The sequence below is a fragment of the Kiritimatiellaceae bacterium genome (assembly GCA_013141415.1).
Lineage (GTDB): Bacteria > Verrucomicrobiota > Kiritimatiellia > Kiritimatiellales > Tichowtungiaceae > Tichowtungia.
Window position 1 is genome coordinate 227,302 of record JABFQY010000002.1, and the last position, 17,203, is coordinate 244,504.

Below are 17,203 nucleotides of genomic sequence, written 5' to 3' on the forward strand. Positions count from 1 at the left end.
CGTGTCATACCGGCACCAAGTGCGTATTGTCCCCGCCGATGATTACAATTATTCCAGCGATAGATTTGAAGGGCGGCAAGTGCGTACGGCTGCGGCAGGGCTTGGCGAACGAGGAGACGGTTTACTCCGATTCTCCGGTCGAAATGGCTAAACACTGGGTGAGAGCGGGCGGAGAATTTCTGCATGTGGTGGATCTCGACGGCGCGTTCGAAGGTCGACCGGTTCATACCGAAGTTCTGCGCGAAATCTGCGCCGCGATTAAGATTCCGGTCGAAATCGGCGGCGGAATCCGCACGGATGAAGACATTGAGAAGCTGCTGGCGACCGGCGTGTGCCGTGTCATTCTCGGAACCCGCGCCTGCGAACACCCCGAAGAGCTGGCCCGGCTGGTTCAAAAGTTTGGCGGCCAGCGGATCGCGGTCGGCATTGATGCGCGCGGCGGCAAGGTTCAGACAAAAGGCTGGGTCGAGACGACCGATATTGAAGCGGTCGATCTGGCAAAACAGGTGGATGCGGCGGGGGTCGGCACCATTATTTATACGGATACGGCCCGCGACGGAATGCTCGACGGCGTAAACGCTTTTGAAATGGGTAAAATCTGCTCGGCAGTTTCATGCAATGTGGTCGCATCCGGCGGAGTTTCCGGCATCGAGGATGTTCAGCGGCTGGCGGCGCTCAGCTGCGATAATCTGACCGGCGCAATCGTCGGCAAAGCGCTTTACGAAAAAACGGTCACCGTCCGGCGGCTCAAAAAAGCGGCGCAGTAATTCTGCCGCGTGGTTTCCAAAGCCCTGACAACCAAATTTTAACGGTTTTGCGCTTGAAGGCACGGAACCGAAACGCCATATTTCGCGGCTCTTTTATAAGGAATAGAACCGAACCCAAACGAGGACAGAACCATGGCCAGAACAGTACCAATGTCAAAAGTCCGTAATATCGGAATTATGGCGCACATCGACGCCGGCAAAACCACCTTCAGCGAACGCATTCTTTTTTACTCCGGCAAGTCGCACAAAATCGGCGAAGTGCACGACGGCGCGGCCGTGATGGACTGGATGGTTCAGGAACAGGAACGCGGCATCACCATTACCTCCGCCGCGACCAGCACCATGTGGGGCGACCACATGATTTCGCTGATCGACACCCCCGGGCACGTGGACTTCACCATGGAAGTGGAGCGCTCCCTGCGCGTGCTCGACGGCGCCATCGCGCTGTTCTGCGCCGTCGGCGGCGTTCAGCCGCAGTCCGAAACGGTTTGGCACCAGTCTGAAAAATACAGCGTTCCGAAAATCGCGTTCGTCAACAAGATGGACCGCGTCGGCGCCGATTTCTTCGGCGTAGTTGAAGGCATTCAGAAAGAACTGGGCGGCAATGCCGTACCGGTGACGATTCCGATCGGCGCAGCCGACGAGTTCATCGGCATCATTGATCTGGTCAAGATGGTCGCGGTTTATTACGCCGAAGAAAACAAAGGCACCGAGTTCCGCGAAGAAGAAATTCCGGCAGCTCTGATGGATCAGGCCAAAGAATGGCGCAATAATCTGGTTGAAAAATGCGCGGAACAGGACGAATCGTTGCTGGAAAAATATTTCAGCGGCGAAGCACTGACCGAAGATGAAATCTGGGGCATCCTGCGGAAAGCCACCATCGCCCGCACCGTCGTTCCGGTTTATTGCGGATCGGCGTTCAAAAACAAAGGGGTTCAGCGCGTACTCGACGGTGTGGTTCACATTCTTCCAGCACCGAACGAAATCCCGCCGATTATCTGCGAAAAGGGCGGCGAAGGAATTTCCCGCCAGCCGAAAGACGACGATCATCTTTCCGCACTGGCGTTCAAGATTATGTCCGACAAGCACATGGGCAAGCTGACCTACGTCCGCGTTTACTCCGGCACGCTGACATCCGGCACCAACATTTACAACAGCTCGCGCGACAAGATGCAGCGCGTCGGCCGCGTTCTGCGTATGCACGCCAACAAGCAGGAAGGCATTGATGCCGCCTACGCTGGCGACATCGTGGCCGTGGTCGGCTTGACCGAAACCAAAACCGGCGACACGCTCTGCGCCAAAGACCATCCGATCTATCTCGAAGCCATGGAATTCCCGGCACCGGTTATCTCCATCAGCGTGGCTCCCGAATCCAAAATGGATAACGAAAAACTCGGCGAAGCTCTGCACCGTCTGGCCGACGAAGATCCGACATTCACCGTCGCCTTCGACCAGGAAACCAGCGAAACGATTATTTCCGGCATGGGCGAGTTGCATCTTGAAATTATCGTCGACCGTCTGAAACGCGAATTCGGCGTACAGGCCAAGTCCGGACGTCCGGAAGTGGCCTACCGCGAAACCGCCACGACGGCTGCGAAAGGCCCTTACAAACACGCCAAGCAGTCCGGCGGACGCGGGCAGTACGCGCACGTTGTGCTCGAACTCGAACCGCGCGGTCCCGGCGAAGGTTTCGAATTCAACAACGAAGTGGTCGGCGGACGCATTCCGCAGGAATACATTCCGTCGGTTGAGAAAGGCATCATTCAGGCGCTCCAGAGCGGCCCGTACGCCGGTTATCCGGTGGTCGATATGAAAGTTAACCTCGTGGACGGTTCATACCACGACGTTGACTCCAGCGACTTCGCCTTCCAGATCGCAGGACGCCAAGGCTTCAAGCAGCTCTTCCTTAAAGGAAATCCGCAACTGCTCGAGCCGATCATGTCGATTGAAATTACCACGCCCGAAGAATACATGGGCCCGGCCTCCGGCAGCATCTGCCAGCGGCGCGGACGTATCGAATCCATGGACAGCCGCGGCGGCATGAAACTCATTCGCGGTTATGTGCCGCTGAGCGAAATGTTCGGCTTCTCGAACACCATCCGTTCGTTCTCACAGGGCCGCGCCTCGTTCACCATGCACTTCGAACACTACGAAGCCGTGCCGTTCTCGATCGCTGAAGAAGTGATCAAGAAACGTCGCGCTGAAGGTAAAGTTCGCGGCGGCGAAGAATAAACTTCTTCACCCTGCGCAAACAACAAGCCGCTCCGGTATCGGGGCGGCTTTTTTCTTTATATTCACTGATACCAAGACCGCATGGTACCCGGTTTATAGACAAGGCAACCGAGACGGTTGCGATACGTACCGCCGCCGTCCCGGCGGCCTTGACATAAATACCGAACCTCATACGCATTTGGGGTGTCGTTAACTGCGTCTGGACGCCGCTCGGCATACTTCATCCATTCCGACGAACTCGGCAACGTCATCGCGGTATCGGATTCTTCCGGCAACATCGTCAAACAAACCTGCTACGGCCCGTACGGCGATGTCTGGTCCCAAACCGGCAGCTTCGACACCCCGTGGGGCTTCGGCGGAGCCTACGGCGTTTATACCGACCCCGACGTCGAACTCCTCCGGATGCAGGCGCGCTACTACTCCCCGGAAATGAAACGCTTCATCTCCGCCGACCCCACCGGCCTCAAAGGCGGCGTCAACTTCTACACCTACGCCGACGGCAACCCCCTCAACAGCATCGACCCCGAAGGCCTCTGCGCCCGGCCCTCGCTCTTTGGAAGAACTTCGCTCTTCGGCAGCGGTGGTACGTCCTCATTTGGTGGATTTGGGCCGGTCGGATCCTCCTATTCCTCCTTTGGGCGCACCTCCTACGGCAGCCCCTTCGGCTTGGGATCGCCACAAACCCGTTACGCGCAAAGCTCCCGAAGCTATCAGATGTTTGACGACGCCCGCAATAAGTGGGATTCAGGACACCGCTGGTCTGCGGTCGGGTCTGCGGCAAGAGAAACATTTGGACGGATCAGCGGCTTTGATCAGGTCAATGCGGCGGGCAGCGGCTACGACACCTATGCGGGAAACCGCCTCAGCGCCGGACAGCGCCTTTCTGCCGGAGTCAGCGGCGGACTTTCCGTCGGCCTCTGGGCCGCCGGAAGTGTCGGCACTATCGGACGGGGCGCAAGCGCCACGGCGGGAACCATTTCCCGCAGCGAAGTTGCCGCAGAGAGTAGTGGCCTAAACTGGGTTACGGAGATTCCGAAAGGATCGAGGCCTCCAGTTACCTACATGTCCTTGGCTGAGAGGAAATCGCATGCAGCTCTGTTTCAAGGTGGTGCCGTACGAATTGGTCCTTCAAAACCGGTTGGCACTATTGGTCGGACGGAAACATGGGTATTTCCGCGCAGCGTTGTTGACAATCTGACGAAACAAGCTGGCGGTGATGTGGCAAAACTTGAGAGGCTTATTGGGCTTGATGCTGGCTATTTAGGTAAATCGCCAGTATTGGTTGATATTCCATCTCCGAAAGGTGTTCGAATTCCTTCGGGAAATGAACGCGGCGCCAACGCTTTTTGGCGAGCTGGCGGGCGAACAAGCGGAGGCCTACCCGAGGCGATTATCGATCCGGTGCCAGAAGGTTCCTATACAACCCGACCAGTATTTTGGAAATGAGATTATGAAGAAAAAGCTATTCACATTCAACGACCTCGAGATATGGCAAGAGGGCGACCGCTACTTTGCCATTTATGATGCAGGGGCGCATCAAGTGACCATGCGGAAGGATGAAATAACTGAATATGAAGCAAATCTCGCATGCAGTGGAAGAGGGAGTGCCATAGAGATGCTTTTCGGATTGGAGAAGCGTTTGATTAAACTAGGAGAGAATCCGTACGTCTCGAATTTCACCAAGGAACCTTAGGCAAAGGCAAAGCGAAGGGGTCATGTAATCTGGTAATTTTTTAGTTTCCGATGGTTGGAAAAGAGCAGAAGGCGCGGCGGATTTTTCAGGAGAAAAGAGATGACGAAAAAAGGTTTAAAATACGGATGGATCATTTTATTGGCCGCAGGGCTGGCGGAGGCCGGGAGCATAACCGCTAACTTCACCAACGAAACCGCTGCCGGGAAACAACCGCTTTCCGCATCGGCAAAGAAACAGCCGAAACCTTTCAAAACATCCGCCCCGCCCACCATGCCCGTCTCCAGAGAAAAAGGGCTTTCGGAAGGAAAACGCGTCACCGCAGGTTCCGCCGACTTTGCCCGCTTCGCCGCCCCGTTTCCGGAGCGGCTTTTTATTTTACGGTGATCGGAAATTATTTTTTCTGATCGGCGGCAATCGTACTTTTGATGAATTCGACGTATTTGGCCGCGCCGCCCTGCTGATAGCCGTCGCGGACAATTCCTTTGCCTTGCGGATTCAGAATCAGCACGGTCGGAAATCCCTGCACTTGAAATTTTTCCAGCAGCATTTCGTGCTGTTTGGCAAATTCCGTATTGGTCGCGCGTCCGGAGTGGTCGAAGTCGAGCAGGACACAAATCAGGTTGTCTTTGGCGTATGCGATAAATTCCGGCTGAGAGAAAACTTCTTCTTCGAGCGTCTTGCACCAGCCGCACCAGCCAAGTCCGCTGATGCTCACCAGCATATATTTGTTTTCTATCGCCGCCTGTTTAAGCGCCGCATCGTAATCCGCTTTCCAAACATCAGACCGCTTGGCCGTAACCGCCTTTTGATTGCATCCGCACAAAAGAACCGCCGCCAGAACCGCCGCCCCGAGAATTTTCGCTGTCTTCATAACGCCTCCTTTTTCTGCTTAGAGCATACTCTCGCAATAAACCCGCACCAAGCCTTGAGAGGGAACTCTGCATCCAGTATAAGAGACCGCATGGACTTCATAGCTTTCGATTTAGAAACAACCGGCATTCAGCCGAAAACAGACGCGGTCATTGAAATCGGTGCCGTTCGTTTTCACGGCGCCGAACCGGCTGAAACATTTTGCACGCTCATCAATCCCGGACGGCCGATTCCCCCCGAAGCCTCCGCCGTCAATGGCATCACTGACGAAATGGTCGCGGGCCAGCCCGGCATACACACCGTTCTCACGGAACTGGCCGACTTTTGCAGCGACCTGCCGCTGGTTGCGCATAACGCCCCGTTCGACTTTAAATTCCTTCTCGCCGCCGTAGAAAAACACCGCGCCCGTGCGCCGAAAGGCGTTGTTCTGGATTCCTGCGCGCTGGCCCGCATCATTTTCCCCGGCATGTTCAACTACAAGCTCGGCACACTCGTCCGCCACTTCGGATTTCCGAACGGAACGTTTCATCGCGCGGAAGAAGACAGTGTTTATTGCGGACTGCTTTTCGCCCGCATCATTGAAGCGCTCGAAAAATCCGGCCAGCCCGCCAGCGTTCCCGCGCTGCTCGCACTCACCAAGCAACCTCCGCTGAAATTCCCGCAGTACGAAGCCCGCCCCGAACAGCTCGGCCTCTTCTAAGCGGACATTAAGACAAAGCGACCCGAACTCCCGAAACCAAACGGCTTGGGAGGCGGCGTGTGAAAAATTAACCGGCGAACGGTTTAGTGCCTGTGCGAATCGTGTCCGCGGAAACGACCATCGTTGTCGTGATGACCGTACCCGTGGAAGGATCTGTACTCGCGGTCGCGGTCAACATAGACCACAACCGGCGCCGGATAACAGCGCTGTTCATAGTACACCGGTGCCGGGGAATAATATACCGGCGTGTAATACACCGGCCGTTCGTAATAAATCGGGAGTCCGACCCCGATATTCAGACTCACCTGAGTCCGTGCATAACCGCTGCCGCTCATCAATATGAGTGCGACAACAACTATCTTCTTCATCTTGTTCTTCTTTCCGGGATCGTCGGGCCTTTTATACCTTGTGACTTTTCTGCTAACCTGGCCGTAAAAATCCCATTCCTACGGGAAACACGCTACTCGTTCGGAAGGCGATTTACAAGTCAACACGACAATCCGGCTGTCGGCGCCGGAAGTCCGGCGAAAATGATAAAGGTGTGCGAATAGCAGTTGATGACTTGACCTGACCGTCCGTGGGCGTTACTTTGTGCGACCTTTCCTGCGGGTGTAGCTCAATGGTAGAGCTCCAGCCTTCCAAGCTGGCTGTGAGGGTTCGATTCCCTTCACCCGCTCCATTCGACTCGCGCCGCTCGCTCATGGCGGGCCGCTTCGTTCTGCGGGTTCAGGTTCCGTCGCCGTTGGACCGGATAATATCACGATACCAGAGCGCCGAGTCTTTCAGTGTTCGCGTCTGGCTCTCGAAGTCCACATGGATCAAACCAAACCGGTGTTTATACCCCTCGGCCCACTCAAAATTATCCATCAGCGACCAATGGAAATATCCCCTCACCGAGACTCCTTCTGAGATCACCTGCCGCAGGGCTGAAAGATATCGGCTGACAAAATCTATACGCTGAGGATCGTGTACCTTCCCATCCAAATGAACCCAGTCGTTATTGGACAGTCCGTTTTCCGTGATGAGCAGCGGCGTTTTATAGCGCTCCCAGAGCCACCGGCACGTCCAGGCAAATCCGTTGGGCGTCATCTCCCACATAAACGAGGTTTTGGGCGATCCCGGATACGCCTCGGCCTTTTCGTCAAAAGAGCCGGAGGCTTTTTTCGTCAGAGTGCCCGTCCAATATTGATTGAGTCCGCAGAAATCCAGCGGCTGACTGATCGTGCGCAGTTCCGCCTCCGTGACTTTGGGAAAATCCGCGCCGAAATAGCGCAGGTGGCTTTCCGGATAATGACCGAGGAAAATCGGATCAGACCACCAGGCCGGATCACTCAGGTTGTCCTTAGGTGTTTCGAAGCTCAGCTTCCAGGCTTCTTTCACATCCTGCGGATCGTTCGAAACAGGATCGACAAACCATCCTGTCGGCGCGCAACCGACAAACACCCGTCTGCGGGCCGCTTCGCGGATCGCCATAACGGCCCGGCCGTGTGCCAGCAACGTGTGGTGTGCCGCCTGCAAAAGATCCGGCCGCGAAAGTTTGAGTCCCGGGGCATGAACTCCGGCGTGATAACCCAGCCCCAGAAAGACCTGCGGTTCATTCATTGTGATCCAGTTTTCAACCCGATCCGAGAGCCTGGACACAACGACCTTCGCATAGTCGGCGAACCAGTCGGGGCTTTTCGGCGACAGCCAGCCGCCTTCTCGATGAAGCGCCACCGGAAGATCCCAATGAAAAAGGGTCAGAACGGGAAGGATGCCGGCGGCAAGAAGCTGATCGACCAGCTGATCATAAAAATCCAGCCCGCGCTGGTTCACCGCGCCGCGCCCTTCCGGAAGAATTCGCGGCCAGCTGATGGAAAACCGGTAGCCTTTGAGCCCGATTTCGCGCATTAAAGCAACGTCTTCTGCGCTCCGGTGATAATGATCGCAGGCGACCGCGCCGGTATTACCGTTGGCAATCCGCTTTGGCTCCAGACAAAAGGCGTCCCAGATCGACGGCCCTTTACCATCCTCGTCATGCGCTCCTTCTATTTGATACGCGGCAGTGGCGGCCCCCCAGATAAAATCGGAAGGAAAGGCCGTCGGGTTCGTTGGTGTTGCTTTCTTCATTCTGCGTCCCTTTTATTTGGCCGCAGGCGCCCCGACCGGATCGGGAATTGTGATCATCTCAACCTGCTCGATTTTTAATGCGGTTTTTCCGTTTTCCGACGGACGAATGATGTCGAGATCCTTGACCATCCATATCTTGTCGAACTCTTTGACGCTGACGACCTTGATCTCTTTAACCATTTCTCCGGCGGGCGTTTCTTCCTTCGCGCCAAACACCCGTCCGGTTTCCTTTTCGATCCAAAGCAGCAGCCGGTTGTTGCCGCGCGGAACGGAGATCACATAACAGTCCTTGTTGAGCTTTTTATCCGCCTTCAGCGTCTCGGCCTGTTTCGTCCACAGGAAAGCAAAGCTCAGGTCGGCCCACGTTACGCCGAGTCCGGCAATTTCTTTATTCGGATCGAAGTCCGGAAGGTCTGTGCCGTTTTGCCTCTCCCTGCGGTCATTGCCTTGCCCGTTACCGGGCAAAGCCTCTCTCGCTTCGCTCGAGTCCGAATACCGGTAGCCCGGGCCACCGGAAAGCCATTGGATTTCCAGCGTCTGGAACAGTCCGCTCTTTTCGTCGCGGATGCGGTAGGTCGCGTTCGCCGGTTCCGCGCCCCAGTTGAGATCCATTTCGACCGTCAGCTTTTTCTTCATGAAGTCGTTTCCCGCCCACTCCTTGAGCGTCCCGTTCATACGAATCGGCTGCTTTGGAAGCTGGGAGCGGGCAAAAGCGAGGATTTGTTGCGCCGGAGGGAGCTGTTCCGCACGGACGGAAGCGGTCAGCAAGAGAGTAAAAAATATTCGACGAATCATGCGGCGGAGTGTACTCGAAGCGCCGGAGTCGCCGCCAGTTCCAAACTTTGGAAACTTTTCTGGCAAACAACAGAATTTTGTCTATTGTCTGCGCTATGGCAAAATTCATCATCAACGGCGGCAATATCATTGGCGGAAAGTTTTCTCCGCGCGGCAACAAAAACGCGGTTCTGCCCATGCTGGCGGCCTGTACCCTGACCGATCAGCCGGTCAAACTCTGCAATGTTCCTGACATCGCCGACGTCCGCGTCATGCTCGAACTGCTGATGTCGCTCGGCGTTTCGGTCGAAAAGTCCGGCGGCTGTGTAACGCTCTGTGCCAAAGGATTGAAGGCTACCGAACTCGACGAAGAATTCTGCCGCAAAGTGCGCACCTCGATTCTCCTGGCCGGACCGCTCACCGCTCGCCACGGCTCGGCGCTGATTCATTCGCCCGGCGGCGACGTCATTGGCCGCCGTCGCCTCGACACCCATTTTTACGGACTGCGCGCCCTCGGCATCGAAGTCAACGACACCGCTCCTTATCAGTTCAAACGCAAGAAGCTCGTCGGCGCCGACCTGGTGCTCGATGAGGCCAGCGTCACCGCCACAGAAAATATCATCATGGCCGCTGTGCTCGCCGAAGGCGAAACCTCCATTTTCAACGCCGCCTGCGAACCGCACGTCCAGGATCTGGCACACCTGCTCGTCAAAATGGGGGCGGACATCGCCGGCATCGGCACCAACCGGATGCACATCCGCGGCGTCAAACTGCTGGCTGGCGCAGAACACACCATTCAGCCCGACTACATTGAGGCCGGAAGCTTTCTGACCGCCGCCGCCGTCACCGGCGGTTCGCTGGAAATCGCCGCGCCGGGCGATATCGTCACGCTCAACGTCCTCGAAAAAGGATTTTCCAAACTCGGCGTCAACTGGAGCATCGAGGATGCTGTTTTAAAATTTAAAAATGAAACCAGTCGTATGACTGTTCCGGACCTTGGAAACTATACGCCGAAAATCGAGGACGGCATCTGGCCCGCGTTTCCGTCCGACCTGATGAGCGTGCTGATCGTGCTGGCGACGCAGACGCAGGGACAAATGCTCTTTTTCGAAAAACTCTTCGAGAGCCGCATGTATTTCGTCGATAACCTGATGGCGATGGGCGCGAACATCATCCAGTGTGACCCGCACCGCGTCGTCGTCAGCGGATTTTCAAAACTGCACGGCGCACGACTGAGCAGTCCGGACATCCGCGCCGGCATGGCCATGCTCATCGCCGCCTGCTGTGCCGAAGGGCGCAGCGTTATCGACAACGCTCAAGTCATCGACCGCGGCTACGAAGCCATCGACGAACGCCTCCGCGCCCTCGGCGCCGACATCGTGCGGGAAAAATAATCAGGAACGTATCGAGTCACTCTGCGCGGGCGAGGTCTGCGATAGGGGAGGCAATCCGGAACCAAATCAAAGTAGAGTAAGCGTCTCGCTCGCTTCTTTGTCTCCGGCAGATCCGCCAAAGGCGGAAAACGAGCGAGACGCTCGTTCTACATTCGTTTTGACAGTGCCTGCACTTTTAAAATAAAGTGCCTGCATGAAAAAGAAGGCTACAATTCAATATACGATCCGGCAGGTTCCGGAAGAGGTGGACGCCAAACTGCGCGAGCTGGCCGTGAAGGAGACGTGCAGCCTGAACTATCTGGTTCTCGACGCGCTTTCCCATGCCGCCGGGGCGAAGGATTCGCCGCTGGTTTTCCATGATCTGGATTCGCTGGCCGGTTCGTGGGTCGAAGACAAGGCGTTCGATCAGGCCATGAGCGCGTTTGAGCAGGTCGATGAGGATCTGTGGAAATGAACGTTTTGCTGGATACCAATTTTTACTCCGCCTTCTGCAAGGGCGACGAACAAGCCGTCCGCGTGATTCAACAGGCCCGCAAAATTTTTCTTCCGTTTGCTGTGCTGGCCGAACTGCGCGCCGGATTTCTTTGCGGCACGAAAGCCCGGAAGAACGAAAAGACGCTAACGCTTTTTCTGAATTCCGTCCGAGTCGAGGTGCTTTATCCGGACGAAAACACGACGCATCAGTTTGCCGCTGTGTTCGCTCAGCTTCGCCTGCTGGGGAAACCAATCCCTACCAACGATATCTGGATTGCCGCGCTGGCGGTTCAGCATGATCTGATTCTCTGTTCGCGGGATAAACATTTCGATCTGCTTCCGCAGCTCGCACGCGTTTCCTGATTTTTGCTGAGTCCGCGATCACGGATCGCGGCTACAATTCTTTTTCCCAATGGTTGGAAAATCACAGGTAGGGCGGTGTGTCCTCACGCCGCCGCGGACGGCTGGAGACAGCCGTCCTTACCTTAATATTCAAACCGTTTAGGGCAGGAGGCGAGCATTTGATAGCCGTCCTTGGTGACGAGGATGGTGTCTTCGATGCGGATGCCGCCGATGTGCGGATAATAAAGTCCCGGTTCAATGGTGATGATATTTCCGGCGCGAAGTTTTTTATGAACTGCGGATGACACCCGCGGCGCTTCATGGATTTCCAGTCCGACGCCATGGCCGGTTCCGTGGATAAAGCCTTGCGGCACGCCATTCACTGCGCCGGTTTGGAATCCGCGGCAATCCAGTTCGCCAGCGGCGGCGGCGTGAACATCGTCGGTCCAGGCTCCGGCTTTAACCACTTTTAATGCGGCGGCGTGCGCGGCTTTTACGGCGTTGTACATTTTCTTCAGCTCCGCCGGTGCCGGGCCGCGGCAAACGGTGCGGGTGAGGTCGCCCCAGTAGCCGGTTGCGGTCGAGCGCGGAAAAATATCAAGGACGATGGGCTGTCCGGCGCGAAGCGGGCCGGTGCCGCGTTCATGCGGGTCGGCAGAGTGCGGGCCGCAGGCAACAATCGTCTCGGTTGCGATGCAATCGTGATCGAGCAGAGTGTGGCAGATAGTCGCGCGAACCAGTTCGGAGGTCAGAATGGTTTTGCCGCAACGCAGAAGTCCGTCTTTGCCGATTTCCGAAGAAGCGATCTGTTTAATCGCGGCATTCATGGCGGCGACCGCGGCGCGCTGAGCATTTCGCACGGCAGAAATTTCGTCGGCTGTTTTGATTTCGCGCTGAGGACAAATGGCTCCCTCGGAAATTTTTAGTTTAGAACCGGCGCGTTTGAGTTTTTCGGCGAGGCCGAGCGGAAAGTCGGCGCTGACGGTCAGCTTTTTTTTATCCGTGCACTTTTTTATCCAGTCCGCCGACCCTTTTTTCCAGGAGGAGCCGATCATTTCCGGATGCAAAACGGTGATGCCGCGTTTGACGGTTCGGCGCAAACGGCTGTACTCCATTTCGGAAACGATGAGTGTTCCACGCGACCCTGTTTGGATAAGCATCGCGGTTTCAGGAGGTTCCGCGCCGCACAAATAACGAATGTCTGCGGTGTTTTTTGTGCTGCTGATAAGTATGTGGATGGGCAGGTGTGTTTTCATATTCGTAAAGCTTCTGTTAGAAACGTATTTACAAAAAAAAGGTGCATTTTATGAGCTTTTCTTTTCCCGAACTTTGATCGTTATTTTGTGTCGCGTCTTTGTTTTCTAACTACATGTTGTGTGCGGCGAGTTTTTTCCCGCCGTGTCCGGCTTTGCCCTTGAGGCAATATGGTCTTGTCGACTAGCTTCTCCACGTCGCGAAAGCGCAGGGGAGATTCGCTTGTTGATAACCTGTCGATATCTCCCCTTGATTTGTTAATTGTTTTTTAACTGTGCCGATTTAGGAACCTATGCGCAAAGATAAAGATAAGCTTTGGGAAGAGGCCTGCCGCCATTTGGAAGAGACTCTGCCGAAGGATATTTTCGAGAAGTGGATCGCTGTCATCCAGTGCCGCAGTATCAAAGGAGACAAGGCGACTCTTGTGGTCGGCAACGATTTTTACCAGTCGTGGCTTGAGGAGCATTATCTGCCGCTCATTCGAAAGGCTCTGGCGGCGGTGTCCGGCAACACGATGGAGATAGATCTGACGGTGGACTATTCTCTGCTCGGCGAGCAGCCGGAGGAAAAACACGAGAAACGCCATTCCATTCTGCCGATAAAGAAACCGGCGGAAACCAATCTCAATAAAAACTATACGTTCGATTCGTTTGTGGTCGGGCCGTCAAACCAGTTTGCCCACGCGGCGTCCATGGCTTCAGCCCAGTCGCCTTCGCGGGCTTATAATCCTCTTTTCGTTCACGGCGGAGTTGGATTGGGCAAAACCCACCTGATGCAGGCCATCGGTAATTTCATTCATTCCAAAAACTCGCGCGGGCGGGTGTGCTACACCACCTGTGAATCGTTCACCAATGAGTATATCGAGGCTCTACAGACCAATTCGCTGGCCAAGTTCCGCAAAAAATACCGGACGGTGGATGCGCTGTTGATCGATGATATTCATTTCCTTGCCGGCAAAGAACGGATGCAGGAAGAATTTTTTCATACCTTTAACGCTATTTTTGAAAACCATAAACAGATCGTGATGACATCGGATCGTCCTGCCGGCGAGCTGGCCGGTCTGGCGCCTCGGCTGGTATCGCGCTTTGAGTGGGGTCTGGTGGTCGAGCTGGAAAGTCCGGACGTTGAAACCCGCGTTGCGATTCTGCGTAAAAAATGCGAGCAGCTTGATCTCGTCATCGAGCAAAGCCTGCTTTTCTACATTGCCGAGAGAATTTCATCGAATATCCGCCGTCTGGAGGGAGCGCTGATCCGTGTTGCGTCCTATGTTTCGCTGACGGGGCAGATTATGGATCGTTCGAAGTTAGAATATCTTCTTCGCGACACGCTCGATCAGGAACAAAAGAACGCGATCAACATTGAAACCATTCAGAAAACCGTGGCCGAGCACTTCGACATCCGTTTAGGGGATCTCGTCGGACCGAAACGTCCACAGAATATCGCCTGGCCGCGGCAGGTTGCCATGTATTTGGCCCGTACGATGACCAATCAGTCGTTCCCGGTCATCGGAGACGCTTTTAGTCGTAATCATGCCACGATCGTTCACGCCTGCCAGCTTGTCGAACGGCGACAAACTGAGGACTTGAAACTTCGCCAAACGATTTCTTTGCTTCGTCAGAGGGTCAGTCACGGGTCTCAGAAAATCGGATAACCGCTTTTGATAAACTTCAGGGAATCCTGTTTATAAGTTGATGATAAAAACAATAACTTGAGGTTGCTGAAACCAGGGTGGATTTTAGCTCGATTTTTCAACAGAGATATTCACAGTGCTAAGTAGGGCAATTGGACTGGGTTAAAATAAAAAATAGCCTGACTGACAAGGCTATTTACAGTATGAATAATAAGACGGTTTATATAGATTTATAATACTATTGATTCTGGAGGGGTGTTAATGAAACTTGTAATTGAAAAAGATGTCCTGCTCGAAGCGCTTCAAAAAGTTCAATCCATCGTTGGACAGCGAAGTACTCTTCCGATCCTATCCAACGTCCTTCTGAAAGCCGAAGGAGAGACCGTTTCATTAACCACTACTGATATGGAAGTTTGTGTAAAAACTAACGCGATCGCAGAGGTTAGTGAATCAGGTGGAACAACACTGCCTGCCAGACGATTTTTCAATATCTGCCGTGAACTGCCGAGCGGACAGGTTGAAATCGAGGTAGATACAAAAGATGTGGCCACTATTAGATCAGGTCCATCCTACTTCAAACTTGTTGGCCTGCCAGAAGAAGATTTCCCCCCGTTGCCGGAATTTGAAGAAAGCACCGTTTATACGATAGATCAGGTTGTCTTTAGGGATATGCTTCAAAAGGTCGTGTATGCCTCTTCAACGGATGAGACCCGCTATATACTCAACGGAGCGTTGTTGAGCTTTAAGGACGAAAAATTAACGGTTGTAGCAACAGATGGGCGGCGCTTGGCTCTGGTTGAACAGGAAGTAGAGTTTTCTGAAGATGCAGAAATAAATTTAGTTGTTCCCACTAAAACTCTAAATGAGCTGATTAAAACTCTTGGAGACGAAGGGGTGTTGAGAATCCGCGTGGCAAATACTCAAGTGGTATTTGATTTTGACAGGATTTTAATCATATCCAAACTGATCGAAGGAACCTATCCGAACTTCCAGCAGGTCATCCCCTCACAGTGCGAGGAACGCGTTGCCATAGATAGAGAAACGATCCTGAACGCTGTGCGGCGTGTTTCGCTGCTCACGGACGACCAGACGGCTTCAATCCATCTGACATTTGGAAAAAATAAACTCGAGCTGGTTACCAACAGCCCGGAAATCGGTGAGGCGAGAGAAACAATTCCCGTGAAATACGAAGGGAAAGAAATTTCCATCGCGTTTAATCCGGGCTTCTTAATGGCGCCTCTGCGCCATCTGGACTCTGACGAAATATTTTTTGAACTGTCGGATGAACTGAGTCCCGGCGTGATTAAAACCAGCGTACCGTTCCTCTATGTGCTGATGCCGATTCGCGTGTCATAAGGAAGGGTTGGTTGCCCGACTAGGATTTGAACCTAGACAAGCAGATTCAGAGTCTGCTGTGCTACCATTACACAATCGGGCAGAAGAACGGAAAATAAGCCAGAGATTGACGCTGAGTGCAAGTAGGGAATGGATAAAAGAATGAGCGAAGCCGTACAAAGCCGGGTGGCAGGATTGCTGGGCGTCGGATTTGACACGAAAGACGGGCACGTCCGAATCACCCAGGCGGATCAATACCGAGTCCTCATGGGTTCCGGAGAAACTCACGAAGCCCTGCAAACGATCTGTCGCCGGATTGAGGAGTCGGTTCAGGCGGCTGGCCGGACATTAAGCGACTATTCCCCGGAAGAATTTATGGAGCTGGTGCAGGAGCTGTACTGAGACGGATCCCGTCATGAAAATACTGTTTCTAACCAACAAGCTTCCGCACGCAGAAGTTGCCGGCGGACACCGCATCATCTATCAGCGCATTCGCTATCTGGCAGAACAGGGACATCAGATCGGGCTTCTGACGTTTATACAGAACGAAACGACAGAACAGATACACTCTCTGGAACCGCTGTTGAAAGAGCTGCACACTCTGCAACATCCACACCGAAACATACTAATCCGTGCTTTTCATGACTATCTTTCTCTAAGCCGGCCGGCGGTGTTCTGGAAAAGCTATTCCAAAAAAATGATGGAAGCCGTTGGCGAAGTAAGCGAACACGGGAAGTACGATATAATCATCGCCGAGTTTTCCGAAATGGGGCAGTACCTCCACAAAAATCCCTACCTTTCAGCAGTCCATAAGGTGATTTCCTGCCACCGGTGTGTAGCCGCCTCCTACGAAAAATATTCATCGCTGGGCGAAATAAATTTAAAACTCTACCTGAAAAGTCTGCCCCAGCTCCGCGGGCTCCAGAAATACGAATTCAACATGTACCGTTGCGCAGATCGCATTCTTGTTCTTACGCCGCAAGACCGCTTCACCATGCAATATTATGCGCAGGATCTCGGCGTCTCGATCGCTTCCGCCGGAGTGGACATGCAATACCTTCGGGCTCTTCCGCCGGTTCCTAAAGAACCGATCGTTCTGCTCACCGGCTTCATGAGCGATCCGGCCAACGAAGACAGCGTGCTATGGTTTTACCACCACGTCTGGCCGAAACTCAGCGCGCGCCACCCCGACGTCAAATTTTACATCGTCGGAGCCGGAGCCGGACCGCGCATCCGGAAACTGGCGGAAAAAGACAAGCAAATCGTCGTCACCGGGCAGGTTGATGATCTTCGTCCTTATCGTAACCGCGCCAGCGTTTTTGTTTCACCGGTCCGGCTGGGATCCGGCATGCGCACCAAAGTGCTCGAAGCGATGGCGGGCGGCCTTCCGGTGGTATCCACCTCTCTCGGAATGGCGGGCATTGATGCGCAGACCGGCGTTAACTGTCTGGTTGCCGATACAGCGGAGCTTTTTACCCAGAGCGTCGAATGGCTGCTCACGGACCGTGCGCTTGCCGAACGGATGGCTGTCAGCGCCGGCGAGCTTGTCGAAAAGAAACATTCGCTCGAAGACGGCCTGCAGCGCTTTGAAAAAATCCTTACCTCCATCGTGGAAAGATGACCGGATAA

At 54.3% G+C, this 17,203-nt stretch carries 18 protein-coding genes and 2 tRNA genes; 14 read left to right on the forward strand and 6 right to left on the reverse strand.

The window, feature by feature from the left end:
- Positions 1 to 41: 41 nt before the first annotated feature.
- From hisA to HOO88_03920, 5 genes are all read left to right on the forward strand, one after another.
- Entirely contained in the window at positions 42 to 767 is a 726-nt protein-coding gene (gene hisA / locus HOO88_03900) for a 1-(5-phosphoribosyl)-5-[(5-phosphoribosylamino)methylideneamino]imidazole-4-carboxamide isomerase (protein NOU35897.1), read from the forward strand.
- A gap of 132 nt (positions 768 to 899) precedes the next feature.
- On the forward strand, positions 900 to 2,999 hold the full coding sequence (gene fusA, locus HOO88_03905) for an elongation factor G (protein NOU35898.1): 2,100 nt from the start codon (positions 900 to 902) through the stop codon (positions 2,997 to 2,999).
- Positions 3,000 to 3,182: 183 nt separating this feature from the next.
- Positions 3,183 to 4,445, forward strand: coding sequence for an RHS repeat-associated core domain-containing protein (locus HOO88_03910; GenBank protein ID NOU35899.1), 1,263 nt, complete (start codon positions 3,183 to 3,185; stop codon positions 4,443 to 4,445).
- A 4-nt stretch (positions 4,446 to 4,449) separates the two neighbouring features.
- Entirely contained in the window at positions 4,450 to 4,692 is a 243-nt protein-coding gene (locus tag HOO88_03915; protein ID NOU35900.1) for a hypothetical protein, read from the forward strand.
- A 99-nt stretch (positions 4,693 to 4,791) separates the two neighbouring features.
- Positions 4,792 to 5,076, forward strand: coding sequence for a hypothetical protein (locus HOO88_03920; GenBank protein ID NOU35901.1), 285 nt, complete (start codon positions 4,792 to 4,794; stop codon positions 5,074 to 5,076).
- 7 nt (positions 5,077 to 5,083) lie between these two features.
- On the opposite strand, the gene HOO88_03925 is transcribed toward HOO88_03920, so the two are convergent.
- Positions 5,084 to 5,563: a thioredoxin family protein gene (locus HOO88_03925; protein ID NOU35902.1), complete on the reverse strand. Its 480-nt coding sequence runs from the start codon at positions 5,561 to 5,563 to the stop codon at positions 5,084 to 5,086.
- A 90-nt stretch (positions 5,564 to 5,653) separates the two neighbouring features.
- Between HOO88_03925 and HOO88_03930 the strand changes: the two genes are divergently transcribed.
- On the forward strand, positions 5,654 to 6,262 hold the full coding sequence (locus tag HOO88_03930; protein NOU35903.1) for a 3'-5' exonuclease: 609 nt from the start codon (positions 5,654 to 5,656) through the stop codon (positions 6,260 to 6,262).
- Between the two features lie 83 nt (positions 6,263 to 6,345).
- On the opposite strand, the gene HOO88_03935 is transcribed toward HOO88_03930, so the two are convergent.
- A complete protein-coding gene (locus HOO88_03935; protein ID NOU35904.1) occupies positions 6,346 to 6,630 on the reverse strand; it encodes a hypothetical protein in 285 nt (94 codons plus the stop codon).
- 237 nt (positions 6,631 to 6,867) lie between these two features.
- Between HOO88_03935 and HOO88_03940 the strand changes: the two genes are divergently transcribed.
- A tRNA-Gly gene (locus tag HOO88_03940) sits at positions 6,868 to 6,941 on the forward strand.
- A gap of 47 nt (positions 6,942 to 6,988) precedes the next feature.
- Here the strand turns inward: HOO88_03940 and HOO88_03945 are convergent.
- Positions 6,989 to 8,371, reverse strand: a complete 1,383-nt coding sequence (locus HOO88_03945; GenBank protein ID NOU35905.1) for a beta-glucosidase — start codon at positions 8,369 to 8,371, stop codon at positions 6,989 to 6,991.
- Between the two features lie 12 nt (positions 8,372 to 8,383).
- Positions 8,384 to 9,166, reverse strand: coding sequence for an outer membrane lipoprotein-sorting protein (locus HOO88_03950; GenBank protein ID NOU35906.1), 783 nt, complete (start codon positions 9,164 to 9,166; stop codon positions 8,384 to 8,386).
- Positions 9,167 to 9,261: 95 nt separating this feature from the next.
- On the opposite strand from HOO88_03950, the gene murA reads away from it, so the two are divergent.
- The 3 genes from murA (at position 9,262) to HOO88_03965 (ending at position 11,376) form a co-directional block, all read left to right on the forward strand.
- Positions 9,262 to 10,539, forward strand: a complete 1,278-nt coding sequence (gene murA / locus HOO88_03955) for a UDP-N-acetylglucosamine 1-carboxyvinyltransferase (GenBank protein NOU35907.1) — start codon at positions 9,262 to 9,264, stop codon at positions 10,537 to 10,539.
- Between the two features lie 193 nt (positions 10,540 to 10,732).
- Positions 10,733 to 10,993, forward strand: a complete 261-nt coding sequence (locus HOO88_03960; GenBank protein NOU35908.1) for a hypothetical protein — start codon at positions 10,733 to 10,735, stop codon at positions 10,991 to 10,993.
- Positions 10,990 to 11,376 carry a type II toxin-antitoxin system VapC family toxin gene (locus tag HOO88_03965; GenBank protein NOU35909.1) on the forward strand — a complete coding sequence of 129 codons (387 nt, stop codon included), beginning with the start codon at positions 10,990 to 10,992 and terminating at the stop codon, positions 11,374 to 11,376. Before HOO88_03960 ends, HOO88_03965 begins: the two co-directional genes overlap by 4 nt.
- 122 nt (positions 11,377 to 11,498) lie before the next feature.
- Here HOO88_03965 and HOO88_03970 read toward each other — a convergent pair whose 3' ends face one another.
- Complete coding sequence (locus HOO88_03970) at positions 11,499 to 12,611, reverse strand: aminopeptidase P family protein (protein ID NOU35910.1); 1,113 nt, start codon at positions 12,609 to 12,611, stop codon at positions 11,499 to 11,501.
- A gap of 290 nt (positions 12,612 to 12,901) precedes the next feature.
- On the opposite strand from HOO88_03970, the gene dnaA reads away from it, so the two are divergent.
- Both dnaA and dnaN read left to right on the forward strand, forming a co-directional pair.
- Entirely contained in the window at positions 12,902 to 14,260 is a 1,359-nt protein-coding gene (gene dnaA / locus HOO88_03975; protein ID NOU35911.1) for a chromosomal replication initiator protein DnaA, read from the forward strand.
- A 240-nt stretch (positions 14,261 to 14,500) separates the two neighbouring features.
- A complete protein-coding gene (dnaN, locus tag HOO88_03980; protein ID NOU35912.1) occupies positions 14,501 to 15,595 on the forward strand; it encodes a DNA polymerase III subunit beta in 1,095 nt (364 codons plus the stop codon).
- Positions 15,596 to 15,603: 8 nt separating this feature from the next.
- Here dnaN and HOO88_03985 read toward each other — a convergent pair.
- Positions 15,604 to 15,677 (reverse strand) — tRNA-Gln (locus HOO88_03985).
- A 59-nt stretch (positions 15,678 to 15,736) separates the two neighbouring features.
- Here HOO88_03985 and HOO88_03990 point away from each other — a divergent pair.
- Together HOO88_03990 and HOO88_03995 are read left to right on the forward strand one after the other, a co-directional pair.
- Positions 15,737 to 15,976: a hypothetical protein gene (locus tag HOO88_03990; protein NOU35913.1), complete on the forward strand. Its 240-nt coding sequence runs from the start codon at positions 15,737 to 15,739 to the stop codon at positions 15,974 to 15,976.
- 13 nt (positions 15,977 to 15,989) lie between these two features.
- Positions 15,990 to 17,195: a glycosyltransferase gene (locus tag HOO88_03995; protein NOU35914.1), complete on the forward strand. Its 1,206-nt coding sequence runs from the start codon at positions 15,990 to 15,992 to the stop codon at positions 17,193 to 17,195.
- Positions 17,196 to 17,203 lie beyond the last annotated feature (8 nt).